The sequence below is a fragment of the Xanthomonas sp. NCPPB 2632 genome (genome assembly GCF_041228075.2).
GTDB lineage: Bacteria > Pseudomonadota > Gammaproteobacteria > Xanthomonadales > Rhodanobacteraceae > Luteibacter.
Map to the genome: position 1 here is coordinate 1 of NZ_CM192979.1, position 26,385 is coordinate 26,385.

At 63.2% G+C, this 26,385-nt stretch carries 19 protein-coding genes; 15 read left to right on the top strand and 4 right to left on the bottom strand.

The window, feature by feature from the left end; translation table 11 throughout:
- The 9 genes from dnaA (at position 1) to AB8808_RS00045 (ending at position 10,467) form a co-directional block, all read left to right on the top strand.
- The gene (gene dnaA / locus AB8808_RS00005) at positions 1-1,359 is read left to right on the top strand and encodes a chromosomal replication initiator protein DnaA (RefSeq protein ID WP_369925630.1); all 1,359 of its coding nucleotides are present in this window, start codon (positions 1-3) and stop codon (positions 1,357-1,359) included.
- A 214-nt stretch (positions 1,360-1,573) separates the two neighbouring features.
- Positions 1,574-2,674: a DNA polymerase III subunit beta gene (gene dnaN / locus AB8808_RS00010; RefSeq protein WP_036138679.1), complete on the top strand. Its 1,101-nt coding sequence runs from the start codon at positions 1,574-1,576 to the stop codon at positions 2,672-2,674.
- Between the two features lie 94 nt (positions 2,675-2,768).
- The gene (gene recF / locus AB8808_RS00015) at positions 2,769-3,851 is read left to right on the top strand and encodes a DNA replication/repair protein RecF (protein ID WP_369925633.1); all 1,083 of its coding nucleotides are present in this window, start codon (positions 2,769-2,771) and stop codon (positions 3,849-3,851) included.
- Positions 3,852-3,917: 66 nt separating this feature from the next.
- Positions 3,918-6,362, top strand: coding sequence for a DNA topoisomerase (ATP-hydrolyzing) subunit B (gene gyrB / locus AB8808_RS00020; protein WP_369925635.1), 2,445 nt, complete (start codon positions 3,918-3,920; stop codon positions 6,360-6,362).
- A gap of 282 nt (positions 6,363-6,644) precedes the next feature.
- Positions 6,645-7,946: a tetratricopeptide repeat protein gene (locus AB8808_RS00025; RefSeq protein WP_369925637.1), complete on the top strand. Its 1,302-nt coding sequence runs from the start codon at positions 6,645-6,647 to the stop codon at positions 7,944-7,946.
- A 199-nt stretch (positions 7,947-8,145) separates the two neighbouring features.
- Positions 8,146-8,808 carry an energy transducer TonB gene (locus tag AB8808_RS00030; protein WP_036138669.1) on the top strand — a complete coding sequence of 221 codons (663 nt, stop codon included), beginning with the start codon at positions 8,146-8,148 and terminating at the stop codon, positions 8,806-8,808.
- 53 nt (positions 8,809-8,861) lie between these two features.
- Positions 8,862-9,629: a MotA/TolQ/ExbB proton channel family protein gene (locus AB8808_RS00035; protein ID WP_369925639.1), complete on the top strand. Its 768-nt coding sequence runs from the start codon at positions 8,862-8,864 to the stop codon at positions 9,627-9,629.
- Between the two features lie 11 nt (positions 9,630-9,640).
- A complete protein-coding gene (locus AB8808_RS00040) occupies positions 9,641-10,054 on the top strand; it encodes an ExbD/TolR family protein (protein WP_036138663.1) in 414 nt (137 codons plus the stop codon).
- Between the two features lie 5 nt (positions 10,055-10,059).
- On the top strand, positions 10,060-10,467 hold the full coding sequence (locus AB8808_RS00045) for an ExbD/TolR family protein (RefSeq protein ID WP_036138661.1): 408 nt from the start codon (positions 10,060-10,062) through the stop codon (positions 10,465-10,467).
- A 52-nt stretch (positions 10,468-10,519) separates the two neighbouring features.
- Here the strand turns inward: AB8808_RS00045 and AB8808_RS00050 are convergent, their stop codons facing one another.
- Together AB8808_RS00050 and AB8808_RS00055 are read right to left on the bottom strand one after the other, a co-directional pair.
- Positions 10,520-11,263, bottom strand: coding sequence for a pyridoxine 5'-phosphate synthase (locus tag AB8808_RS00050; RefSeq protein ID WP_369925641.1), 744 nt, complete (start codon positions 11,261-11,263; stop codon positions 10,520-10,522).
- A 138-nt stretch (positions 11,264-11,401) separates the two neighbouring features.
- Positions 11,402-12,028 (bottom strand): 4'-phosphopantetheinyl transferase family protein, encoded by a 627-nt coding sequence (locus tag AB8808_RS00055; RefSeq protein WP_369925643.1) that lies wholly within the window; start codon positions 12,026-12,028, stop codon positions 11,402-11,404.
- Between the two features lie 89 nt (positions 12,029-12,117).
- Here AB8808_RS00055 and AB8808_RS00060 point away from each other — a divergent pair, with 89 nt between their 5' ends.
- Complete coding sequence (locus tag AB8808_RS00060) at positions 12,118-15,606, top strand: hybrid sensor histidine kinase/response regulator (protein WP_369925645.1); 3,489 nt, start codon at positions 12,118-12,120, stop codon at positions 15,604-15,606.
- Between the two features lie 36 nt (positions 15,607-15,642).
- On the opposite strand, the gene AB8808_RS00065 is transcribed toward AB8808_RS00060, so the two are convergent.
- Entirely contained in the window at positions 15,643-16,311 is a 669-nt protein-coding gene (locus tag AB8808_RS00065) for a response regulator transcription factor (protein ID WP_369925647.1), read from the bottom strand.
- Positions 16,312-16,342: 31 nt separating this feature from the next.
- Entirely contained in the window at positions 16,343-18,283 is a 1,941-nt protein-coding gene (acs, locus tag AB8808_RS00070; RefSeq protein WP_369925649.1) for an acetate--CoA ligase, read from the bottom strand.
- Between the two features lie 168 nt (positions 18,284-18,451).
- Between acs and AB8808_RS00075 the strand changes: the two genes are divergently transcribed.
- The 5 genes from AB8808_RS00075 (at position 18,452) to AB8808_RS00095 (ending at position 26,350) form a co-directional block, all read left to right on the top strand.
- Positions 18,452-19,939 (top strand): hypothetical protein, encoded by a 1,488-nt coding sequence (locus AB8808_RS00075; RefSeq protein ID WP_369925651.1) that lies wholly within the window; start codon positions 18,452-18,454, stop codon positions 19,937-19,939.
- A 10-nt stretch (positions 19,940-19,949) separates the two neighbouring features.
- Positions 19,950-21,614, top strand: a complete 1,665-nt coding sequence (locus AB8808_RS00080; protein ID WP_369925653.1) for an MFS transporter — start codon at positions 19,950-19,952, stop codon at positions 21,612-21,614.
- Positions 21,615-21,722: 108 nt separating this feature from the next.
- Positions 21,723-22,805, top strand: coding sequence for a PA0069 family radical SAM protein (locus tag AB8808_RS00085; protein WP_369925655.1), 1,083 nt, complete (start codon positions 21,723-21,725; stop codon positions 22,803-22,805).
- A 333-nt stretch (positions 22,806-23,138) separates the two neighbouring features.
- On the top strand, positions 23,139-25,412 hold the full coding sequence (locus AB8808_RS00090; protein ID WP_369925657.1) for an AAA family ATPase: 2,274 nt from the start codon (positions 23,139-23,141) through the stop codon (positions 25,410-25,412).
- Positions 25,412-26,350, top strand: a complete 939-nt coding sequence (locus tag AB8808_RS00095; RefSeq protein ID WP_369925659.1) for an HNH endonuclease family protein — start codon at positions 25,412-25,414, stop codon at positions 26,348-26,350. Before AB8808_RS00090 ends, AB8808_RS00095 begins: the two co-directional genes overlap by 1 nt.
- The last annotated feature ends 35 nt before the right edge of the window (positions 26,351-26,385 follow it).

A 26,385-nucleotide genomic window follows, 5' to 3' on the forward strand; every position in this document is an offset into this window, starting at 1 on the left:
ATGAGTGATCTTTGGAGGCGCTGTCTCGAGCGTCTTGAAGGCGAATTGACCGCCGAGGAAGTCCATACCTGGCTCATGCCGCTGCAGGCCCGGGAAGACGCCTCCGGCCTGCATCTGTACGCCCCGAACCCGTATTCGCTGGACACGATTCGCGAGCAGTACCTGGAAAAGATCCAGAGTATCTCGGGACACCTGATCGGCCATCCCGTTACGGTACGCCTGGAAGTCGGCTCGTCCGGCGGCAGGGCCGTGCCGGTGCGCGTGAGCAGTGCCACGCCGTCCCCGTCGCCTTCGCAGCAGGCGCCTCGGGCGCCGGAGGCGCCGCCGGAACCGCCCCATGTCCACAACCTGGACATGCACTACACCTTCGAGACCTTCGTCGAGGGCAAGTCGAACCAGCTGGGCAAGGCGGCGGCGATGCAGGTCGCGATGAATCCGGGCAGGGCCTACAACCCGCTTCTCCTTTACGGCGGCACGGGCCTGGGCAAGACGCACCTGATGCACGCCGCGGGCAACATGCTGCTGCAGAACAATCCCGGCGCGAAGGTGTTGTACCTGCGCTCGGAGCAGTTCGTCAGCGGCATGGTCAAGGCGCTGCAACAGAAGAACATGGACGAGTTCAAGCGCCGCTTCCGCACGGTGGACGCCCTGCTGATCGACGATATCCAGTTCTTCGCCGGCAAGGACACCACGCAGGAAGAATTCTTCCATACGTTCAACGCGTTGTTCGAAGCCAAGCAGCAGATCATCCTCACCTGCGACCGCTATCCCAAGGAACTGGACAAGCTGGAGCCGCGGCTGAAGTCGAGGCTGGGCTGGGGCCTGTCGGTGGCGATCGAGCCGCCCGACTTCGAGACGCGAGCGGCCATCTTGCTGGCCAAGGCGGCAGAGAAGCACATGGAAGTGTCCGAGGACGTGGCCATGCTGCTCGCCAAGCGCATCCGCTCGAACGTGCGCGATCTCGAGGGTGCCCTGAATACGCTGGCGGCCCGGGCCAATTTCTACCGCAAGCCGATCACCACGGATTTCGCGGAAGAAACCCTGCGCGACCTGCTGAACACCCATGCGCAGGCCGTGACCGTGCCCAACATCCAGAAGACGGTGGCTGATTATTACCAGGTCCGCCTTTCCGATCTGCTCTCCAAGCGCCGCGTGCGCTCCCTGGCGCGCCCCCGGCAGGTCGCCATGGCCCTGTCCAAGGAGCTGACCGAGCACAGCCTTCCCGAGATCGGTGAGGCGTTCGGCGGCCGTGACCACACCACGGTGCTGCATGCCTGCCGGACCATCCGCGGTTTCTGCGAGAAGGACGTGCGCATGCGCCAGGACTGGGAGCAACTCATTCGTATATTGACGGGCTGAGAACCTGTGGATAATAGGTGGATGGACGGAGGATGGATTTGGGCCTCGAAGTTATCCACAAGACACCCACATAGCTTCACCGGTTAGACGCGATAGATATGAAATGACAAGCTCATGAAATGTATTAAGTTTTTTGACTTGTCAAGTTATCCACCGCCCTAACAACAACCACTATATAAATCTTAAAAACATTAAAAGCAGGAGTAGGGGTCGCATGCAATTCAGCATCCAGAGGGAAGTTCTGCTCAAACCCCTGCAGCAAGTCGTGGGCGTCGTCGAACGCCGGCAGACGCTGCCCGTGCTCGCCAACCTCCTGGTTCGCGCTTCCGGACAAGAGGTTTCGTTCACCGGTACTGACCTCGAAGTCGAGATGGTCGCCACGACCGCCGCCGACGCTGTCCAGGAAGGTGAGATCACGATTCCTGCGCGCAAGCTGTTCGACATCGTTCGCGCACTGCCCGATGGCGCAAAGATCGACATCAAGCTCAACGGCGAACGGATAGCCCTGAATGCGGGCCGCAGCCGGTTCACCCTGGCCACCCTGCCTTCCAGCGAGTTTCCGACCGTCGATGAAATCGAACTGGTCGAGCGGGTCACGCTGCCGGAAGAAGTGCTGCGCGACCTGATGGACCGCACGGCCTTCGCCATGGCCAACCAGGATGTCCGTTATTACCTCAACGGCATGCTGCTGGATCTGCAGGAGCACACGCTGCGTTGTGTGGCCACCGACGGCCATCGCCTGGCATTGAAAGAAACCAAGCTGCAGAGTTCGGTGTCGGCACGTCGCCAGATCATCATTCCGCGCAAGGGCGTCAACGAACTGATCGGTTTGCTGGAAGCGGGCGAGGGCTCGGTAGAGCTGGAGTTCGGGCGTAATCATCTGCGCGTGCGGCGTGGTGGCGTCATGTTCACCTCGAAGCTCATCGACGGACGCTTTCCCGACTACGAGGCGGTCATCCCGCTCGGTGCCGACAAATCCGCGACGATCGAGCGCGATGTGCTGCGCAGCGCCTTGCAGCGCGCAGCGATCCTCTCGAACGAGAAGTACCGTGGCGTCAAACTGGAACTGACGCCAGGCCGGATCAAGATCGTTGCGCACAACCCGGAGCAGGAAGAAGCCCAGGAAGAAGTCGAAGCGGAGACCGTCGTCGACGACCTCGCCGTGGGCTTCAACGTCGGCTACCTGTTGGATGCGCTCGGTGCGTTGCGTGGCGAGAAGGTGCGCATCAACCTGCGTGATGCGCAGTCGAGCTGCCTGCTCCAGGAGGAGGGCAACGAAGAAGCGCGCCATGTCGTGATGCCGCTTCGCCTCTGATCTACTTCCACGTTAAAGTTCGGCTGATGACGCCGGGGCTGTCTTCGACACCCCGGCGTTTTTCGTTTCGTCGTACCGGCCACCACAGGGCGTCATGAAGTTCGAATCACTCAGGATCGCCGGGTTGCGCAATCTCGACAGCGTTTCGCTGACGCCGGCCGCGGGGATCAATGTATTCGTAGGCCCCAACGGTGCCGGGAAGACCAGCATCCTCGAAGCCGCCTACCTGCTGTCCCATGGGCGATCGTTCCGTGCGGGATCGCGTGATGTCTTGTTGCAACGGGGCGCCGCCGCCCTGTCCGTTTTCGCGGAAGTGCGCGGTAAAGACGATCGCGTACGACGATTGGGTCTGGGGCGCGAGGGAAGCCGGTGGCAGGCGAGGGTGGATGGCGATACGGCGGCATCGTTGGGCGCACTGGTGCAGGAATGCGCGGTGGTCTGCTTTGAGCCGGGTTCCCATGACCTCATCGCCGGGGCTTCCGATGAACGCCGGCGCTTCATCGACTGGGGTTTGTTCCACGTGGAACATGACTTCGTCGGGCAATGGCGTCGATACCAGCGTGCCCTCAAGCAGCGAAACGCGCTTCTGCGAGGCGGTGGCCCCATCGAACCATCATGGATCGAACCCTGGGAGGCCGAACTGGCTTCCACCGGGGAAGCGATGACCGCGCATCGCAAGGCTTATCTGGTCCGACTGTTGCCCCACATCCAGGAATTCACCGCTAACGTCCTTCCCGAACTAGGTCCCTTCGACCTGCGTTATCGCCCGGGCTGGGAGGAGGGTGAGCCCTTGCTGGATATCCTGGCCTCACGACGCCTTCGTGATCTCGCACGTGGACACACCACCGTCGGCCCACATCGTGCTGATTTCACCATCAACTTCGAACAGGCTCCCCTGAGGGAGCACCTTTCGCGCGGCCAGGAGAAACTGACCGCGCTGGCTTGCCTGCTCGGTCAGGCGGCGCTCCACGCAGACATCAAGGGCGAGTGGCCGGTGATATGCCTCGACGATCTTGCGTCCGAGCTGGATCAGACCCATCAAGAGTGGGTGGTAACGCAGCTTCTCGGCCGCGATGCGCAGGTTCTGGTCACGGGGACAGACATTCCCGACGCACTTTCCAGCCAGCCGGTCACTGTGTTCCACGTGGAACAGGGTGCCGTCGTGGCTTTGCTATAATCGACCGACTATGCCGGCGCACCTGCGCCGCATCGGGCCGCACCTCGCGCCATCACCAGGCATCGCATGAACGAACCTCTCGATCCGAACCAGTCCAACGCCTACGATTCCGGCAGCATCAAGGTCCTCAAGGGCCTGGACGCGGTGCGCAAGCGCCCCGGTATGTACATCGGTGACACCGACGACGGCACCGGTCTCCACCACATGGTCTTCGAGGTCGTCGATAACGCGATCGACGAAGCCCTGGCTGGCTACTGCGACTACGTCACGGTGGTGATCGGGCAGGACGGGTCCGTCGGCGTTTCGGACAACGGACGCGGCATTCCGGTGGAAATCCACCCGGAAGAAGGCATTTCCACGGCCGAAGTGGTCATGACCGTGCTGCATGCCGGCGGCAAGTTCGACGCCAACTCATACAAGGTCTCCGGCGGCCTGCATGGCGTGGGTGTTTCCGTCGTCAACGCGCTGAGCGAGCGGCTGTGGCTGACCATCTGGCGCGACGGCAAGGAATATCGTCAGGAATACGCACACGGCGTGGCCCAGGCCCCCATCGGCCCCGTGGGCGACACCACGCGGCGCGGCACCATGGTGCGGTTCCTGCCCAGCCCGGCCACGTTCACCAACAACATCGAGTTCCACTACGACATCCTGGCGAAGCGTCTGCGTGAGTTGGCCTTCCTCAACTCGGGCGTCACCATCGAGCTGGTGGACGAGCGCAACGACCGCAAGGACATCTTCGCCTACGAGGGTGGCATCCGCTCCTTCGTCCAGCATCTGTCACAGCTGAAAACCGCGCTACACCCGACGGTCGTCAGCTTCAGCACGGAAACCGCCGACGGCATTACCGTCGAAGTGGCCATGCAGTGGACGGACGCGTACCAGGAAACGATGTTCTGCTTCACCAACAACATTCCCCAGCGTGATGGTGGTACCCATCTCACGGGCTTCCGCGCCGCGCTGACGCGTACGCTGCAGAGCTATATCGAGAAGGAAGGCCTGGCCAAGAACGCCAAGGTCGGCCTGTCCGGCGACGACATGCGCGAAGGCATGATCGCCGTGCTGTCGGTCAAGGTGCCCGACCCGAAGTTCTCCTCGCAGACCAAGGACAAACTGGTTTCCAGCGAGGTGAAGACCGCGGTGGAACAGGTGGTCAACGACCGCCTGTCCGAGTTCCTGCTGGAGCATCCGGCCGAGGCCAAGGCCATCGCTTCCAAGGCGGTGGATGCGGCACGTGCCCGCGAAGCGGCCCGCAAGGCTCGCGAGATGACCCGCCGCAAGGGCGCGCTCGACATCGCCGGCCTGCCGGGCAAGCTGGCGGACTGCCAGGAAAAGGATCCGGCGTTGTCCGAACTGTTCCTGGTCGAGGGTGACTCCGCAGGTGGCTCGGCCAAGCAGGGCCGCAACCGGCGCACGCAGGCCGTGCTGCCGTTGAAGGGCAAGATCCTCAACGTGGAGAAGGCACGCTTCGACAAGATGATCGCCTCCGCCGAAGTCGGTACGCTGATCACCGCGCTGGGCACGGGCATCGGCAAGGACGAATACAACCCGGACAAGCTGCGCTACCACCGCATCATCATCATGACCGATGCGGACGTGGACGGTTCGCACATCCGCACGCTGCTGCTGACTTTCTTCTACCGCCAGATGCCCGAACTGATCGAACGCGGGCACGTCTACATCGGCCTGCCGCCGCTGTACAAGGTGAAGCAGGGCAAGCAGGAGATGTACATCAAGGACGATGTGGTCCTGAACCAGTACCTGATCTCGGGTGCGGTGGATAACGCGTCGTTGATGCCGGAAGAGGGCGCGCCACCCGTGAGCGGCGAAGTCCTGGAGAAGCTGCTGCACGATTACCAGTCCGCCCTGGACCAGATCGCTCGCCTCAGCCATCGCTTCGACACCACCTCGCTCACCGCGATGATCGAGCACGTGCCGATGGAAGAAGGCCTGTGGGCCGACCCTGTCGCCATGCAGGCCTGGCTCGATGGCATTGCCACGCGCCTCAGTGCCAGCGGCCTGGGCAAGCCTACCTACAAGCTGCGCTTCCGTCCGGCGCTGAACGAGCAGGGCGCCGCCGTCGAAGTGGAACGGATGCAGCATGGCCTCAGCCACACGTGGATCATGCCGCAGGCGTTCTTCGGCGGTATCGAATTCCGCGCCATCCTGGGCATTTCACGTCAGCTCGCCGACCTGCACCTGCAGCCCGGCGCCGTGGTTCGCCGCGGCAATGCCTCGCGCGGCGTGCTCAGCTTCGCGGACGTGCGCAACTGGCTCCTGGACGAAGCCAAGAAGGGCCGCTCCATCCAGCGCTTCAAGGGCCTGGGTGAAATGAATCCGGAGCAGCTGTGGGAAACCACGGTCAATCCGGAAACCCGTCGCATGCTGCAGGTGGGCATCGAGGACGCCGTGGCCGCCGACCAGATGTTCTCGATGCTGATGGGCGAGGCCGTGGAACCGCGTCGCGACTTCATCGAATCGAACGCGCTGAAGGTAGCCAACCTCGACGTCTGACGATCTGGCGTAAGCGTTTACATCACGGAGCCCGATGGCGGTTACGCATCGGGCTCTTTTTTTGACCTGCGTCACAACTCGCAGGGAAGGATGAAAACGCCGTTTTCAAGGGCCATAAGGGCCACAAATTTGCATCGCGCCAACAAACATATAACAAGTCATTGTTTTGACTATTGTTTTTTATCGCACTGCGACTTGTTCTTAGGAATAGAATCAGGTTAACCTCTGTAGTCCCCCGGCACTGTTCTTTGAGCGCCGAGTCCTACAGCCTGAGGTCATTCGATGAAACAGGGTTCCTTCGCAAAGCTCGCGCTCGCCACGGCGGTCGCTCTTTCCCTTGCCAGCGGTGCGGTCAGCGCGCGTGACTCGGCTCCCAAGGACAAGAAAGAAGCGCTGTACCCGAACGCCACGCGTACGGAGCCCAAGCTCGACCTCAAGACCGAGAAGGACCAGAAGGCCATCAACGAGGGCCTGGACGCCGCCAACAATGGCGACAAGGACAAGGCGATGCAGATTCTGCAGCCGCTCGCCGATGGCTCGGGTACCAGCAGCAAGTACGCCCAGGCACTGGCCCTGCAGGGCCTGGCCAACATGAAGTACAACGACGGCGACGTGAAAGGCGCCATCGTCGAACTGAAGAAGGCGCTGGATATCGGCGTCATGCCGAACGACACCTACTTCCAGCTGAAGTACATGTACACGCAGTTCCTGGTGGCTGACGAGCAGTACGCCCCGGCGTTGCAGTCGCTGCAGGAATGGCGCTCGGAAGGCAAGAAGGAAACTTCCGACTCCTACGGTCTCGAAGGCAATATCGATTACCGCCTCGAGAAGTACCCGGAAGCCATCGCCGCCATCACCAAGGCGAAGTCGATGCCGGACGCGAAGCCGCAGGGTTCGTGGGACCAGATCCTCGCCGCCAGCTATGCGGAAACCGGCCAGGGCGACAAGGCCGCCGACCTGGCTTCGGCCGAGCTGGCCAAGAATCCGAACGACCCGACCGCGATGCAGAATGCGGCGTCGTCGCTGATCCAGGCGCAGAAGTATCCCGAAGCGATCGCGCTGCTCGAAAAGGGCCGTGCCGCGGGCGCCTTCAAGGACGAGAAGCTGTACATCAACCTCGCCAAGGTCTACCTGATCGATGGCCAGGACCACAGCGAGCGCCAGGAAGCCAACGCCGGCAAGGCGCAGGCCGTGCTGGAAGACGGTCTGTCGAAGGGCGTGGTGAAGCCCTCCGCCGAGGTCTACAAGCTGCAGGGCGACGCCGCCATTACGGCAGGCAACGAGAGCGCCGCGCTGGCCGCGTACCAGAAGGCTGCTCCGCTGGCGAAGGACGGCGAGGTGTCGCTCAGCGTCGCCCGCCTCCAGCTGCAGAAGAATCAATACCCGGCTGCCGAGAAATCGGTGACCGATGCCATCAGCAAGGGCGTTCAGCATAAAGGCCAGGCCTATATGGTGCGCGCGGAAGCCAAGCGTGGTCAGAAGAACAAGCAGGGTGCTATTGCGGACATGAAGCTCGCGGCGCAGGACCCTGAAACGTCTGCCAAGGCCAACGCCTGGTTGAAAAATGCAGAGAACACCAAGTAAGCGCTTGTAAGGTGCTGAAAAGTGGAGGATTCAATATCGTCACGAATCCTCCCTTCAGGCGCTATACAAACGCCATATGCTGGTGTAACTTGCATATCTTTCCGCTTGCAGAAACCTGCGTTTTCGGCAATGTCAATTGCCAAACGCCGGAAGAGCAGTGCGGGCTCACTTCCGCTTGATTAGCTCTTGATAGTGACTGATGGCCTCAAGTAACGAATCAACCGGCCAAGCGCCGTTCAGTTGGGGGCGCACCAGCGCATTGGCAGTCGCCATTGCGTTGCACTCGTTCGCCTTCCTGCTGCTGGTCGCGCCCATGGCGCCGCCGAAGTCGCAGGAAAAGCAGAAAGAGAAAGTCGTGCAGGTCGATTTTATCGAACCGCCGCCGCCCCCGCCCCCTCCGCCGCCGCCGCCGCCCGAACCCCCTAAGCAGCCGCCGCCGAAGATCATCCAGCAGGTGAAGCCGCCGCCGACTCCGCCGCCGCCGGCTCCACCGCCGCCGGCTGTCGAGGAAGCGAGCTCGAATCCTGTTCCGGCTCCGCCGCCGGCGCCTCCCGCGCCGCCTGCTCCGCCGGCGGATATCGCGCCGAGCGAAAATCTGTCGTACCGTCAGCGTAACCCGCCAAAGTATCCGCCGCAGGCGGTCCGTCAGCGGCATGAAGGTACGGTGGTTCTTCTGGTCCTCGTGGGTGTCGACGGTGCGCCGAAAGACATCAAGGTTGACCAGTCGAGCGGTTTCCGCGAATTGGACAAAGCCGCGGAGGATGCCGCAAGGAACTGGCGATTCAACCCGGGCAAGCGAGGCGGTGCTGCCGTCGAAGGCTATGCACGTGTCCCCGTTACGTTCAACCTAAACCAGCTGTAAGCCCCCACACTTACATCTTTTAAGTTCACGCTTGACTTCCCAAGGGTAGCGTTATGTTGCAAGACACCTCCGCTCAGCCTGCTCAGCCAGGTCAAAACTCCAACGCCGATGCCCTCAAGCAGATGGGCTTCGACCACCTCATTCACAATTTCGACTTCCTCGGTTGGATCGTGTTCGTGGTGCTGGTCGCGATGTCCGTACTCTCGTGGTACTTCATCGTCGCCAACTTCATCCGTAACAGCATGGTGCGGTCCCGCGCCGACAAGGTCATCCAGGGTTTCTGGAACACCTCGTCGACGCAGGAAGCCATTCGTATGCTCGAAGAGCAGCCGAAGGGCGAACCGTTCTCGAAGATCGCGCTCGATGCCGCTTCGGCCGTCGCTCACCACCAGCAGGCTGCTGGCGGTCGCCTCGCCGAAACGCTGTCGCGTTCGGAATTCATCGACCGCGCACTCCGCCAGGCCGTCGCTCGCGAGAGCCTGCGTCTGGAAGGTGGCCTGACCCTGCTCGCCACGGTCGGCTCCTCGGCCCCGTTCATCGGTCTTCTCGGTACGGTGTGGGGTATCTACCACGCGCTGATCGGTATCGCCGCTTCGGGTTCCGCATCGATGGACAAGGTCGCCGGTCCTGTCGGTGAGGCGCTGATCATGACCGCGTTCGGTCTGTTCACCGCTATCCCGGCCGTGCTCGCGTACAACTTCTTCATGCGCTCCAACCGCCTGACCTACGCCAAGTTCGACGAATTCGCGCATGACCTGCACGACTTCTTCGCCACCGGCGCTCGCGTCGAAGGTACGGCGCCGGTCGTCGTCAAGAAGTAAGGAGCTGACCCATGGCTATGTCCAGCGGTGGCAACAGCGGTGGCCCGATGTCGGAAATCAACGTCACGCCGCTCGTCGACGTGATGCTGGTTCTGCTGATCATCTTCATGATCACGGCACCCCTGATGTCCCATAAGGTCCAGATCGATCTGCCGAAGGCTAATCCGAACGTTAAGGATGACACCCCGGTCGAACCGATGGATCTCGCGGTCAAGCCGGACGGTACGTACTTCCTCAATGACGGTGAAGTCAGCGAGGCTGAACTGAAGGCCCAGTTTGCGGTTGCGGCGGCGAAGTCGCCGCAGCCGGAACTCCAGATCCGTGCGGACCGCACCACCGAGTACAAGGTGGTGAAGAAGATCCTTGGCGATGCCAAGGAAGCCGGTATGGTCCACGTCGGCTTCATGTCGACCGGCAAGGAGTAACGAAAATGGCATTCAGTTCAGGCAACTCTGGTGGTCCCATGGCGGACATCAACGTGACGCCGCTCGTCGACGTCATGTTGGTGCTCCTGATCATCTTCATGATCACGGCTCCGATGCTGTCGCATAAGATCAAGATCGATCTTCCGCAGCCGAATCCGAACGTGCAAAACCCAGAGAACCCGCCGGATCCCGTCCGGCTGCAGATCCGCCAGGATGGCTCGCTCTATTGGAACGACACGCCGGTTGACGAGCTTGGCCTCAAGGCCCAGATCGCGGTGATCGCCCAGCAGTCGAACCAGCCGGAACTGCAGATCGACGCGGACGACGCGGCACAGTACGAGGCCGTGGCTCGCGTGCTTTCCGACGCAAAGGGCCAGGGCCTGACCAAGATCGGTTTCGTTAACTCGAACTGATCCATGGTCTGTCCGGTTAGACGAAAACCCCGCCTCTCGGCGGGGTTTTTTTTTACGAGAGAATATCGAGGTAGGCGCGTACCGTTCGCGACAGGCCGTCGTACAAGGCCTCACCGATCAGGGCATGGCCGATCGACACCTCCGCCAGCCCGGGAATGGCCGACTTGAACGTGCCCAGGTTGGCCTGGCTGAGGTCGTGGCCCGCATTCACGGCCAACCCCGCCTGTTGCGCGCGTTGCGCGGTGTCGGCAAACGCGGCCAGCTCGCGCCGCGCGTCGCCCTGCTCGAAGGCCTCCGCGTAGGGCCCGGTATACAACTCGACGCGATCGACGCCGATAGCCCTGGCCTCCGCAAACCCGGCGCCGCCGGCGTCGACGAACACGCTGACGCGGCAGCCCAACTCACGGAACGCGGCCACCACGGGGCGGAGCGTCTCGATGTCGGCCGTGAGATCGAAACCGTGATCGGAGGTGATCTGGCCGTCGCCGTCCGGTACCAGGGTCACCTGGGTGGGGCGTACTTCCCGCGCCAGTTCCAGTAGGCCGGGATAGGCGCCGCGTGCCTCCGCGAAGGGATTGCCCTCGATGTTGTATTCCACGCGCCCGCGCAGCAGGCCCGCGATGACGCGGACATCGGCGGGGGTGACGTGACGCATGTCCGGCCGGGGATGCACCGTGATACCGCCGCAGCCCGCATCGATGCACGTGTGCGCGGCCTTGGCGATGGAGGGTTCGTTGCCACCGCGCGAGTTGCGCAGCACGGCGATCTTGTTGAGGTTGACGCTGAGTAGGGTCATCGACGGTCCAAAAAAAACGCACGCCACCTTCGCGACGTGCGTAATGACTGTCTTCCCAGCATAACGCGCCACCTCCCTGTGGCGCACTCCACGGCTCACACACACACGTAACTGAGACACGGCCGACGCCGAAAAGGTTCAAAGCGAAGATGTGAAGACGCGGACCCGGCGTTCACCCCCACGCCAGGCCACCGCGCCCCGCCTTCCCTCGCCCAGCGGCAGCGCCCGCACCTGCCATGCGTCGGCCGGGCCGAGGTCGCCATCGAACGCGAGTGGCAGCGCCTCTTCCCCGCGGATCGTGAACGCGGCACGGTGCAGGCCGTAGGACAGCCCGCCACCATGGGCCTTCAGCACGGCTTCCTTGGCAGTCCACAGCGCCAGGAAGCCAGCTGCACGCTGATCGTCCGCGAGGCTTTCCAGCCAGGCGGCCTCTTCGGTCGCGAAGAAGCGCCGGGCCAGCTCCAAGGCCCGGGCACGCGGGCGCTCCGTTTCCACGTCCACGCCCAGCAGGAATCCCGCCGGCCCCCGGCCGATCGCCAGCACCGCGACATCGCCGCTGTGCGACCAGCTGAAGCCGAGGTTGTCGAAGGGTGGCGGCAACAGGGGCTTGCCCTGGTCGCCGCGAACGATGTCCGGTGCGCCGGGGCCGGCGTATGCCGCGACGAGCGCCGCGAAGTGGCTATCCCCTCTGCCGCCGGGCCACGGTGTGTGCCAGACATGGATGTCGTCGTCCGCGAGCGGCGGGATAGGTGGGAGCTGGGGCATGGTGACGATGCTGCGTGGGAACGGCAACGACGGCAAGTGCGCCCGCGTGCCTTAGAATCGAAACGCTGTCGAAGGGGGAGCGAGGTAACGTGATCGCAGGATGGCTTCTGCTGCTGGTGGCCCTGCTCTACGTGGGGCTGCTGTTCGTCATCGCCTACGTGGGCGACCGTCGGCCGTTGTATCCGCGGCAACCCCGTCTGCGTCCCCTGGTCTACAGCCTGGCGCTGGCGGTGTATTGCTCGTCGTGGACGTTCTACGGCGCGGTCGGCACCGCGGCGCGTTCCGGGCTGGCCTACCTGCCGATCTACCTGGGACCCCTGCTGTTGTTCGTGCTGGGCTTCGGCCTGCTCGAGCGCCTGGTGCTGGTGGCCCGGGAGCGCAACATCACCTCGATCGCCGATTTCATCGCCGCGCGCTTCGGCAAGTCGCACGGCCTGGCGGCGCTGGTGGCCGTGATCGCCGTGGTCGCCATCATTCCGTACATCGCATTGCAGTTCAAAGCCGTGGCGATGTCGTTCGCCGTGCTCGGCGCCGGCAACTCCGCGTGGTGGTTCGGTGACACGGCGCTGTGGTGTGCCGCCCTGCTCGCCGTCTTCGCCATCCTGTTCGGCACGCGCACCATCGACGCCACCGAACACCACCACGGCATGATGCTGGCCGTGGCGGCGGAGTCACTGGTCAAGCTGCTGGCTTTCGTCGCCATCGGCATCTACGCCTGGCGACATGGCCCCGGCTTGCAGGAAACGCTGCGGGCGCCGCTCCAGCAGATTGAAAAGGGCAGCATGCCGCCCGGCTTCGTGGCGCAGACCCTGCTCGCCTTCTGCGCCATGTTCTGCCTGCCGCGCCAGTTCCAGATCGGCGTGGTGGAATGCGAGGATCCGCGCGACCTGCGCCGCGCCCGCTGGCTGTTCCCGATCTACATGGTGCTGATCTCGCTCGCCGTGCTGCCGATCGTCAGCGCGGGCCTGGGCCTGTCGCAGGTGACCGGGGGCCACGTGGATGCATGGGTACTCAACCTGCCGCTTGCGCACGGCGACACGGGCATGGCCCTGCTCGCCTTCATCGGCGGCTTCTCAGCGGCCACCGGCATGGTGATCGTCGCGGCGGTGGCGCTCGCCACGATGATCAGCAACGACCTGGTCATGCCGATGCTGTTGCGCATCCGTCGCCTGGACCTGGAGAAGCGCGCGGACCTGTCCAGTACCGTGCTGCTGATCCGACGCATCGCGATCGTCGGCCTGGCCGCCATGGCGTACGTTTACTACCGCATCATCGCGGATGCGGAAAACCTTGCCGCCACGGGCCTGCTCTCCTTCGCTGCGGTGGCGCAGTTCGCGCCGGCCATCGTCTCCGCCCTGTACTGGCGCGGTGCCAGCCGCAGCGGCGTGCAGGTGGGCCTGCTGGCCGGCTTTGCCGTGTGGGCCTATACCCTGCTGCTACCCGCCATGACGCGTGCGGGATGGATCGGTACCTCATGGATGCAGGATGGCCCGTTCGGCATCGCCTGGCTGAAACCCACCGAGCTGTTCCACCTGACCGGCTGGGAGCCGGTGACGCACGGCACCTTCTGGTCGCTGCTGACCAACGTCGGCTGCCTGGTCTTCATCTCCCTGCGCTTTCGACCCAGCGTGGCCGAGCGGCTGCACGCGGCGCTGTTCGTCGATCCCTTCGTGCGCAGCGCCGGCGGCGCCGGCGACTGGCGCGGTCGCGTCACCGTGCGCGACCTGGGCACCATCGCCGGCCGTATCGTCGGTGAGCGCGTCACCGCGCGTGCGTTCCATGAATACGGCGAGCGCCACGGCGTGGCACTGGAATCGTCGGATGCCGCGGACCGTCCGTTGATCCAGTTCACCGAACGCCTGCTGGCGAGCGCCGTGGGCGCGGCCAGCGCACGACGCATCCTGATGGGTGCGCTGTCCGGTACCGGACTGGACATCGCCGAGGCCATGGCGCTGCTCGACGAAGCCTCGCAGGAGCTGCGCTTCAACCGCGAACTGTTGTCCACGACGCTGGAAAACGTCTCGCAAGGCATCAGCGTGGTGGACGGCGACATGCGCCTGGTGGCATGGAATCGCCGCTACATGGAGCTGTTCGACTATCCCGAGGGCATGGTCTACGTTGGTCTGCCCGTGGCGGACCTGATTCGCTGGAACGCCGAGCTCGGCGAATGCGGGCCCGGCGAGGTGGACGAGCATGTCGCCAAGCGTATCCGCTACATGCGTGCCGGCTCGCCGCACGTGTTCTCGCGCGTACGCCCCGACGGCACGGTGATCGAGATGCGCGGCCGCGCACTACCCGGCGGCGGCTTTGTCACCACGTTCACCGATGTCACCGCGTACAAGACCGTGGAGCAGGCCCTGATCGATGCGAACGAAACCCTGGAACAACGGGTGGAGGTACGCACGGCCGAGTTGTCGGAGGCGTTGAACGCCACGGCGATGGCGCGACGCGACGCGGAAGCGGCCAATGCGTCGAAGACACGTTTCCTTGCTGCCGCCAGCCACGACCTTCTGCAACCGTTGAACGCCGCCCGCTTGTTCACCTCGGCGCTGCGCCAACATCCCGGCCTGGACACGGAAGCGGCCGGCCTGGCCGAACGCATCGATGCGTCGTTCCGCGCGGCCGAGGACCTGCTGGACGCCTTGCTGGATGTCTCGCGCCTGGATGCCGGCAGCTACCGGCCCGAGGTACTCCCCTTCGCCCTCGCGGACCTGTTCGATTCGCTGAAGCAGCAGTTTGCCGTGGTGGCCGAGCAGCGCGGCCTCACGCTGCACGTAGTGCCGTCATCGCTTTCCGTGCGCTCGGACGCGCAGCTGCTGCGACGCATCGTGGCCAACTTCCTCTCCAACGCGTTGCGCTACACCCGCACGGGTGGCGTCGTGCTGGGGGTGCGCCATGAGGGGGACTACCTGCGCATCGAGGTATGGGATACGGGGCCCGGTGTCGCGCCGGAGCAGCAGGCACGCATCTTCGGTGAGTTCCAGCGGCTGGAGCGTCCGTCGCCGTGGGGCGAAAAAGGTCTCGGCCTTGGGCTGTCGATCTGCGAGCGCCTGGCCGGCATCCTCGGCCATACACTGGGACTGCGCTCGCGGGTCGGGCGTGGCAGCTGCTTCAGCATCACCGTGCCGCGCACGGCGGCGGTATCGCGCAAGCGCGCGCCGACGATGGCGCGTCCCGGCGGCGAGCAACTGCCGCTGACGGTGCTGTGCCTCGACAACGACGACACCATCCTGGAGGGCATGCAGGCCCTGCTGGGCCGTTGGGGCGTGGATTGCCGCGTGGCCATCGACGTACCCGCGGCGCTGGCGGTGCTCTCGAGCACGCACGTGGATCTCATCCTTGCCGACTATCACCTGGGCGAAGGCATGGATGGCGTGGACGCCCTGCAACACATCGGCACGACCATCGTTCCGATGCCGCCCGCGGCCCTGGTCACGGCCGACGGCAGCACGGCGCTGAAGCAGCGTGCGCGTACGCTGGGATACCCGGTGCTGCACAAGCCGGTGCGGCCGGCCGCGCTGCGCGCGCTGCTGGTGGCGCTGGCGAAACGCACAGGTACCGGCGCCGGCGCGGGATGAGTCGATGCCACGCCCGGTGCCGCGCCCTGCGGCGTTTCAGGGTTCCACGGTGTTTCCCGGGAAGGCTTCCTTGTCCACGTCCAGGTGGCTTGCCGCCAGCGCCACCTGCGTGCGGTTGGACACGCCCAGCTTGCGCATGATCGCCGTCATGTGCGCCTTCACCGTGGCCTCGGAGACGCCCAGGTCGTAGGCGATCTGCTTGTTGAGCAAGCCCTCGGCGATCATGCCGAGCACACGGAACTGCTGCGGCGTGAGTGACGCCACACGCGCGGCGACGGCCGCCTCGTCGGGCTTGAGCTCCACGTTGCCACCGACCAGCTGGTGCGGCAGCCACACGTCGCCGTCCAGCACGGTACGCACCGCCTCCACGATCTGTTCGACAGAGGCCGACTTCGGGATGTACGCCGATGCACCATGGCCCAGCGCACGACGCGCCACCTGCGCTTCCTCGTGTCCCGAAACCACCAGCGTGGGCAGCCCCGGGTACTGGCCGCGGATATGCGCCAGCGCGGAATAGCCGCGTGCGCCCGGCATGTGCAGATCCATCAGCAGCAGGTCCGCGTCCGGCAGCGATTCGATCAGCGCGAACAGCGCCGGCACGCTGTCCGCCGTGTGCACGACGGCATCGGGCAACGCCGCCAGCACCGCGCGCTGCAAGGCATCGCGGAACAGCGGATGGTCGTCGGCGATGAGGACGTCGGCCATCAGCGACCGCGACGACACGGGCGGCCGGACATCACCGGATCAACCGCTGGTCGACCAGGTTCTGCACGACGCCCGGGTCTGCCAGCGTGGACACGTCGCCCAGCTGGTCGGGCTGGTTCTCTGCGATCTTGCGCAGGATGCGCCGCATGATCTTGCCCGACCGCGTCTTCGGCAGGCCCGGCGCCCACTGCAGGTGATCCGGCGCGGCGATCGGGCCGATCTCCTTGCGCACCGCGGCCACCAGTTCCTTCGCCAGTTCGTCGCTGCCGGTCTCCCCCGCCTTCAGCGTGACGAAGGCATAGATGCCCTGGCCCTTGATGTCGTGGGCACAGCCGACCACGGCCGCCTCGGCGACCTTGGCGTGCGACACGAGGGCGCTCTCCACCTCGGCGGTGCCGATGCGATGACCGGATACGTTGATCACGTCGTCGACGCGACCGGTGATCCAGTAGTAACCGTCCTCGTCGCGGCGAGCGCCGTCACCGGTGAAGTAGTTACCGGGATAGGTCTTGAAATAGGTGTCGATGAAACGCTGGTGGTCGCCGTACACCGTGCGCATCTGGCCCGGCCACGAATCGGTGATCACCAGGTTGCCGCTGGCGGCGCCTTCCTGCGGCCGGCCCTCGGCATCGACGATGGCAGGCACGATGCCGTAGAACGGCGTGGTGGCGGAGCCGGGCTTGAGGGCGGTGGCACCGGGCAGTGGCGTGATCATGAAGCCGCCGGTCTCGGTCTGCCACCAGGTATCGACGATGGGGCAGCGCGATTCGCCCACCACGCGGTGGTACCAGTTCCAGGCTTCCGGGTTGATCGGCTCACCCACCGTGCCCAGCACGCGCAGGCTCTTGCGCGAGGTCTTCTTCACCGGCTCGTCGCCCTCGCGCATCAGCGCGCGGATGGCGGTGGGCGCGGTGTAGAACAGCGTTACCTTGTGCTTGTCGACCACCTGCCAGAAGCGGCTGAAGTCCGGGTAGTTGGGCACACCGTCGAACATCACCACGGTGGCGCCATTGGCCAGCGGGCCATACACGACATAGCTGTGGCCGGTGATCCAGCCCACATCGGCGGTGCACCAGTAGATGTCGTCTTCGCGCAGGTCGAAGGTCAGTTCGTGCGAGAGGCTGGTATAGACCAGGTATCCCGCACTGGTGTGCAGCACGCCCTTGGGCTGGCCCGTGGAGCCGGAGGTGTACAGGGTGAACAGCGGATCTTCCGCGTTCATCGCCTCGTACGCGCACTCCGCGGACTGGCCTTCCATCAGCGTGTGGTACCAGCGATCGCGCGGCGACTGCATGTGGATGGCGCCGCCGGTGCGGCGCACCACCACCACGGTATGCACGCTGTTCGTGCCCGGCCTGGTGAGCGATTCGTCCACGTTCGCCTTGAGCGGGATCTTCTTGCCGCCGCGACACCCTTCGTCGGCCGTGATGACCAGCTTGGCGCCGGAGTCGGCGATGCGTGCCGCCACGGAATCCGGCGAAAAACCGCCGAACACCACCGAGTGCACGGCGCCGATGCGTGCGCAGGCCAGCATGGCCACCGCCGCTTCGGGAATCATCGGCAGGTAGATCAGCACGCGGTCGCCCTTGGCCACGCCCAGGTTCTTCAGCGTGTTGGCGAACTTGCAGACCTCGGTGTGCAGCTCGCGGTAGGTCAGGCTGCGCGACTCGCCGGGGTCGTCACCCTCGAAGATGATGGCGGTCTTGTCGCCGCGCGTCGCCAGGTGCCGGTCGAGGCAGTTGGCGGACACGTTGAGTTGGCCGTCCTCGTACCAGCGGATGTGCAGGTTGGCCGGGTCGAACGAGACATCCTTGATTTTCGTCGGCGGCACGATCCAGTCGATCCGCGTGGCCATGTCCTTCCAGAAGCCTTCCGGGTCCTGCACGGAGCGGGCGTAGTTGGCCTCGTAGTCGGCCTTGCCGACGCGCGCGGTGGCGGCGAAAGCGGGATCGACGGGATGGATGTCGGACATGCGTGCTCCTGTAAGGACGGCGTTGGGGCTATGAGGGGAAGTTTATCCCCGCCACGCGACCCGAGGGGTCGCACCGGCTACGACTTTGGTCGAGTTTCGACCTTTGGCGAATGGAACCCCGGCCGTAACGGCCACATGCTCGCGCTGCCAATGGTTGGGGAGACCATGATGAAGACGAACCGTTACGGTGGCCGCAAGGCCATCGCCCTCAGTGTGGCCTGTGCCCTGATGCTGCCGATGGCGGCGGTGCCGGACCTCGCCCACGCCCAGTCGCGATCGAAGAAAACCACGAGCCGCGAGGCGGCGCTGGAGTCGCGGGTCAACCAGCTCGAGCAGCAGCTGGCGGAACTGAAGGCGATGATCCAGGAGCAAAAGACGCAGACCACGGAGGCGGCGACCACGGCCCAGGCGGCGCAGGTCCAGTCGCAGCAGACCGAGGAGAAAGTGGCCAAGGTGGAGAAAGTGGTGGCGACCGTCCCCGCCAAGCCCGCCTTCACTACCGGCACGGCGCCCGGCGTGTCGCTGGCGCTGCACGGCTTCATCAACGCCAGCGCCTTCACCCAGAACAAGGCCTATACCTACGGTAACGGCGCCAACTCGGAGTATCCGATCCCGGCCGGTGGCACCAACCGCGCCGATGGTCGCGTCAGCGGCGTGGACGTGCGCAACACGCGCTTCTGGCTGGACTTCACCGGAGCGAAGTTCAACGAGAACTGGGCCGGCAGCGGCCGCATCGAGATGGATTTCTTCGGCGGCTTCAACGGCACCGGTGCCTACGCCGGCTCGCAGCCGGAACTGCGCATGCGCCAGGCGTACATGGACATCGCCAACGCCAGCACCGGCACCACGTTCCGCATCGGCCAGATGTGGGACCTGATGTTCCCGCTCGATTACATCCCGCAGTCGCTGTCGCATATCGCGTTTCCGCTGGGCTACGGCAGCGGCGTGATCGGCTGGCGCTTCCCCGGGGCCATCTGGATGCAGGAACTCAATCACGGTTCCGAAGGCACCAAGTGGCGCTTCGACATGGCCGTGCTGCAGGGCAGCTGGAACGGCCCCGGCACCAACGCGACCACCAACTACCAGACCGCCGGCAACGCGGGCTTCAAGCCGCAGGTGGAGGCGCGCCTCACCGCCAAGGGCGGCAACTGGCAGGCCTTCGTGGCCGGCCATTACAGCAAGGTGGACCTGCACGGCGTGGATGGCCTTACCGCCACGCCGATCAAGAGCAACCTGAAGAGCACGGCGGTGGAACTGGGCGGCCTGTGGACGCCCGGCAAGTTCATCTTCAAGAGCGTGGTGTACACCGGCAATGCGATCGGCGAACTGTTCGGCGACCTCTCGCAGTTCGGCGACATCAAGGACAAGGGCGGTTACCTGCAGGCGGGCTACAAGTTCGATCCGCACTGGACGGTGTATGCATTCGCCTCGGTCAGCAAGCCCGACGAGAACGACGTGCTGCGCTGGCGCGCGGCGAACACCCCCGGCCTGCTGAAGAGCCGCCAGAAAGCGGCCAGCCTGCAGTACACCACCGGGCCGTTCGATTTCAGCGTGGAGTGGATCCACGCCAACCTCGACTCGACCACCACCAACGGCCTGGGCCGGCAGAAAACCGCCGGCAACGAACTCACGCTCAACGGCAACTACCGGTTCTAAGGGGAGCGACATGGCGACTACCGCAAGCGGCCTGCGTGCCGACGGCAGCATCGGCACCAGCCACCGGCGCGTGATCTTCGCGTCCAGCCTGGGCACCGTGTTCGAGTGGTACGACTTCTACCTTTACGGCTCGCTGGCCGCGCTGATCGGCAAGCAGTTCTTCACGGGATTGAACGAGACCAGCCAGTTCATCTTCGCCCTGCTTGCGTTCGCCGCCGGCTTTGCCGTGCGTCCGTTCGGCGCCATCGTGTTCGGTCGCATCGGCGACCTGATCGGGCGCAAGTACACCTTCCTCATCACCATCCTGATCATGGGCACCTCGACGTTCCTGGTCGGCGTGTTGCCCGGGTATTCGACGATGGGCGTGGCCGCGCCCGTGCTGCTCATCCTGCTGCGCCTGTTGCAGGGCCTGGCCCTGGGTGGTGAATACGGTGGTGCGGCGACCTATGTGGCGGAACATGCGCCGCCGGGCAAGCGCGGGCTGTACACCAGCTTCATCCAGATCACCGCCACGTTCGGCCTGTTCCTCTCGCTGCTGGTCATCCTCGGCACGCGACTGGGCCTGGGCACCGAGGCGTTCGAAGCCTGGGGTTGGCGCATTCCGTTCCTGCTTTCCGCGGTGTTGGTCGGCGTATCGGTGTACATCCGCCTGCAACTGCACGAGTCGCCGGTGTTCCAGCAGATGAAAGCCGAGGGCAAGCAGTCGAAGGCGCCGCTGACCGAAGCCTTCGGCCAATGGAAGAACCTGCGGCTGGTGATCCTGGCACTGTTCGGCGCCACCGCCGGCCAGGCCGTGGTCTGGTACACGGGCCAGTTCTATTCGCTGTATTTCCTGACGCAAAGCCTGAAGATCGACGGCACCACCGCCAACCTGCTGATCGCCGGCGCGTTGCTGATCGGCACGCCCTTCTTCGTTTTCTTCGGCTGGCTGTCCGACCGCATCGGCCGCAAGCCGGTGGTGCTGGCCGGTTGCCTGATCGCGGCACTGACGATGTTCCCGATCTTCAAGGGCCTGACCCACTTCGGCAATCCCGCCGTGGAAGCCGCCGCTGCGGCCGCACCGGTCGTCGTCACCGCCGATCCGGAGGCGTGCACCTTCCAGTTCGACCCGGTGGGCAAGAAGACCTTCACCAGCTCGTGCGATGTCGCCAAGAGCGTGCTGGCGAAGAAGGGCATTCCGTATACCAACGCCGCCGCACCCGCGGGCACGCTGGCCACGGTGAAGATCGGCGACGCGGTGATCGAATCGTTCGAGGGTGGCAGCCTGGACAAGGCGGCCTTCACCGAGCAGAGCAAGGCGTTCACCGCGAAGGTCGCCGCCCAGGTGAAGACGGCGGGGTACCCCGAGAAGGCCGACCCGGCACAGGCGAACTATCCGATGCTGGTGCTCCTGCTGGCCATCCTGGTGCTCTACGTCACGATGGTCTACGGACCCATCGCCGCGTGGCTGGTGGAGATGTTCCCGACGCGTATCCGCTACACGTCCATGAGCCTGCCGTACCACATCGGCAACGGCTGGTTCGGCGGCTTCGTGCCCACCATCGGCTTCATGCTGGTGGCGTGGAAAGGGGATATCTACTACGGCCTGTGGTATCCGGTGGCCGTGGCGCTGATGACCTTCGTCATCGGGTTGTTCTTCGTGCGCGAGACCAAGGATGTGCCGTTGGAGGATTGACGGTCTGGCGGGCGGTGGCCTGGCAGCCCCGCCCGACCTTGGCCCGCATTCGGCATTCTGCGAACCGTATCCCGGCTTCTGAGACGAAAGTGGCGTACATTTGTACGCATGTCGACCCCTATCCCCCTGTTCCGCAAGCATAAAGGCCGCGGCGCCGCCTCCAACCCGGAAGGCCGGTTCGAGTCCGTGCGTTACCACGCCGAAGACGACGGCTGGCCGCGCGAAGAGGAAGCGCGGCGTCCGGCCACCGAAGTGCGCGAGGAGCTTGCCCGCAGCGTCATCACCCGCAACGACTCCCCGGACATCGGCTTCGACCGTGCCACCAATCCCTACCGGGGTTGCGAGCATGGCTGCATCTACTGCTATGCCCGCCCGTCGCATGGCTACCTCAACCTCTCGGCCGGTCTCGACTTCGAAACCAAGCTGTTCGCCAAGAGCAACCTGGCCGAGGTGCTCCGTCACGAACTGGCGCGTAAGAACTACACCTGCCAGCCGATCAACATCGGTAGCAACACCGATCCGTACCAGCCGATCGAAAAGAAGTGGCGGCTCACGCGTGCGGCGCTCGCGCTACTCAACGAGTGCAACCATCCGTGCACGATCGTGACCAAGAACGCGTTGATCGAACGCGACCTGGACATCCTCGTACCGATGGCGGAACGAAATCTCGTGCAGGTCTTCATCTCTATCAACTCGCTGGACAACAAGCTGGCGTCCAAGCTGGAACCGCGGGCGAGCGCGCCGCACCGGAGGATGAAGGCGGTGGAAACCTTGAGTAAGGCAGGTGTGCCGGTGGGCGTGCTGGTCGCGCCCATTATCCCTGCGCTTAATGAGCGCGATGTTGAGGCGATCATCGAGCAGGCCGGTGTGGCTGGCGCACGATCTATCGGCTACACCTGCGTGCGTCTGCCGCATGAGCTCAAGCAACTTTTCCGCGAATGGCTGGAGTTGCACTATCCAGATCGCGCATCGCACATCATCAGCCTGATTCAACAGATGAATGGCGGAAAGGATTACGACTCAAACTTTGCGACGCGTATGCGGGGGCAGGGAGTGTTCGCGGACATCATTCGGAAGCGGGTGCAGGTGGCGTCGAGGAAGGCGGGGCTGCACCGGGCGTGGGATACGGTGCTGGATACGTCGAACTTTGTGCCGCCGAGGATTCATTCGCCGCAGGGCGAGTTGTTTTGAATCCACGGGCATAATGCCGGCCGTTCGCGGGGACTCGTGCACCGTCCCGGCTATTATAGGTTGCTTGCCGAAGCGACCTCGACTTCGTCTGGACTAAGTCGAGACATCAGTCCGCTATCGATCAAGATCGTCAGGGTGGGGACTAAAGCGCTCATCGATACGCAAACTACGCGCGGACCGGTTAATCTCTATTCTGCCGAGAATGCGGCATGAGGGGCGAAAACAGGGAAGGCGTTCGAGGAGCGGAAAGGCATTGCGCCGTGGCCAACGGCCGAGGCAATATCACGATGCCCGTACGATGGGCCTAATGCTTACATGGACGAAATAGAGCGTATGCAATACGTCGATCGCGGCAACGAGCCGCCACCGCAAACCCTCACCGGCAGCGTGCCGAAAATGCTGCGGGATGAGTTGCTTGTTTTTATGGACCAGTCTGAAGAGCGCCGAGCTCAGTCTTATCCAGGCACTGGCGTATTAAACCTTGAGGAAGGCGGGATGCAGGATGCGCTACGCCGACTGTTCAAAGGGCGATGCGCCTTTTGCGAGTCGAGTGTTGATACCAGAATCCTTAAGTTCCGACCGCGAGGCGAAGCGGAGCCTTACGTTAAGAGTGAGTACGCTCATCTCTATTACTGCTGGCTCGATCTGGCCTGGCAAAACTTCTATCCCGCATGCTATTCATGCATGCCTGAAGAACAGGCTTACTTTCCTGTCAGAGGGCCGCGAGCGGCCATCCCCGGTGTGGAAGTCATCCGCCGCTACGTAGCTCACAACAATGGGTTATGGCCGGCTGACGATTACCCGCCGAAGGAGGACGCGCTTCTACTGGATCCTTGTCACGATCGTGACTTTCAGCGTCACTTTTGGATTGGCCCGGAAGGACTGCTCGAAGGAACTTCCCGAAAGGGTGCGGAAACGATAATTCACTTCCATCTCAATGCATCGAAATTGGTCGATGCGCGTCGGCAACGACATAAGGAATACCGGCATCAGCTCCGGTCGGCGTTGCAGAATCAACGCGGCGTGTCAGAGAAGCTCTTTCGCTTTGATGAACTCGAATTCGGTGGTACGTGGTACCTGTTACTCCGCAGTCTATGGACCACAATCAGCAAACTCACCGGAAGTCGCGCGGCGATCACTAGGCACTCCATAGGCAACGCCTTCCGACGCCTATCTCTAGACGGGCAGGGCTTCATCTTTTTCGATCGCGCCGAGACGCTATTTGACAGGGAGCGGAGTGCACCCTCGAAGCCCGTGACCGCTCCGCTGCGCCGCCCGAGTCACGCGCGTCTGAGCAAGGTCGAGATAGTGCGCTTTAAAGCGATCGAGCATCTTCAGCTAACGATGCCAGATGAATCCGCCAGCCAGAACAAAAGGCGGCGTGCTCCCGCGCTTCTTATTCTCGGAGAGAACGCCACTGGAAAAAGCTCCATTCTTGAGGCGATTGCACTCGCTCTAGCTAAGCCCGCTGCGCGCAATGCACTCAACATTTCTGATAACGATTTGATACTCTCTCACGACTATTTTGGGCAACCTTACATTGCCCCGAGTTATTCGACTCAAGTAACGGTGACCCTTTCAGAAGGAACCGTACATCACGTTAAACAGTTAAATATCGGCTCGCGCATAGTCTTACCTCCGCTGACCAGCAGCGACGAAGAGGTGCCGGTCTTTGCGTACGGCGCATTCCGAAAGTACGGCGATAGTCATTCACGACGTTTCGGGAAGGCCCACATCGCCAATCTGTTTGATGCGAGCGACTTGCCAAACCCCGAGAAGTGGCTGAGCAGGCTTCCCGATGACCGGTTCGCAATGATAACGCGCGCGCTCCGAACGATACTAAGCATCGACGCTGAATTCGATGTGCTCATCAGAGACCCTGAAAAAGGCAAGTGTTACTTGGTCACGGCCTTTCGTGCGGATGGAGAACCGGCGTCCATTGTGCCCTTGCGAAGGGCATCATCCGGGTATCGTTCTGTGCTTGCGATGGCCTGTGATGTTATGCATGGGCTTATGAATCGCAGCGTCTATAGGGATTTCGAGAGCCTACACACGGCACGAGGCGTGATATTGATTGATGAGATCGAAGCTCATCTTCACCCACGCTGGAAGATCGCAATCGTCGACGCACTACGCGAAGCGCTCCCCAATATGACTTTCATCCTGACAACGCATGACCCCCTTTGCCTGCGCGGCATGGACGACAATGAAGTGGTTGTGATCCGGCGCACTGGCCAGGGCCATGGAGTGGTGGAGAAGCTCGAGAACATACCGCCGATAAGTCTTTTACGTGTCGAGCAGCTGTTGACCTCTGATCTGTTCCAGCTTAACTCTACTGATGATCACGCTACCGACAGCAGAATGGCGAGAATCGCGACTCTTTTGGCAGAAGGGTCGCGTGAAGGTCTAGACCGCGATGCCGTTGAGGCGTTTCGGCGCGAGATTGCATCGGCTCTTCCAATTGGAACAAGCGAGGCCCAACGGGTCGTGCAAGAAGCGGTGGCCGAATATCTCCAGGAGAGGGCGTCCATGCGCGCCGAGCAAATGTCCGAGCGGAGGGCCCAGGTAAGGCGCCGCATCATAGACGCTCTTAAGGGGACCGCTTAATGCGCAAGGTGAACCGCGCATCTGTCAAGCGACCCGACTGCCTGGACGCAAAAGACAGCAAGGGTAAGAGCGAATTGATGCGGGCAAAAGCCCATCAGAGGCGAAAAAACCCAAAAGGCGCTTTCATCTATAAGGCGTATCGCCATGACGACGTCAGACGAGCCTTAGCCCTCTTATTCCACGGCAAATGTGCCTACTGCGAGACGTTTTATTCGGCGTCGGCCCCAGTGGACGTTGAACACTACCGTCCTAAGGGGGGTGTAAGCGAAGCCGTAGGCCATCCAGGGTACTGGTGGCTGGCCATGTGCTGGGAAAATCTGCTGCCTAGTTGCATCGACTGCAATAGAGAACGACACCAGCGAGCCGTTCCCGCAGGCACCGAGCTGGCTGACCCTTTCGGATTCGCGACAGCGGCGCTACCGCATGTGAAGTCGGGCAAGCAGGATCACTTCCCACTAGACGAGGGGTGTGTTCACGTTCGTGATGAGCGCGGATTGCTGTCGGCCGAGAAGCCGCTGTTGTTAGACCCGACGGTCGACGACCCGAGGGAACACCTCCATTTTTCCGTGCACGAAGAAACTCCGCTCGGGCTGGTTTTGCCGGGCACTCCTTCCGCAAGCAGCAAGAGGGGAGCCAAGTCGATCGAAGTTTATGGTCTAAATCGCCTGGGCCTCGTGCAAGAACGCACCCGCATACTGCGGCAGTTAGAGTTCATGGGGGGGCTTGCGTTGGAGCTGGGCTGCATCATTCAGGATCTGAGCATGGCCAACATCGCGAATTCACTGCCTCGACCGTCTATTCAAGACTTTCCAGCGCGTCTCAAATTCATGCAGGACATGATACTTGGGCAAATCAATCAAATGGCCGACGGCGCGGCGCCCTATTCGGAAATGGTACGTTCCTGGAAAATCAATTTCATCGAGCGTCTGGGCGGGTAAGGTTATTCTTAGCCGTCACCGATGGTCCGAAATTT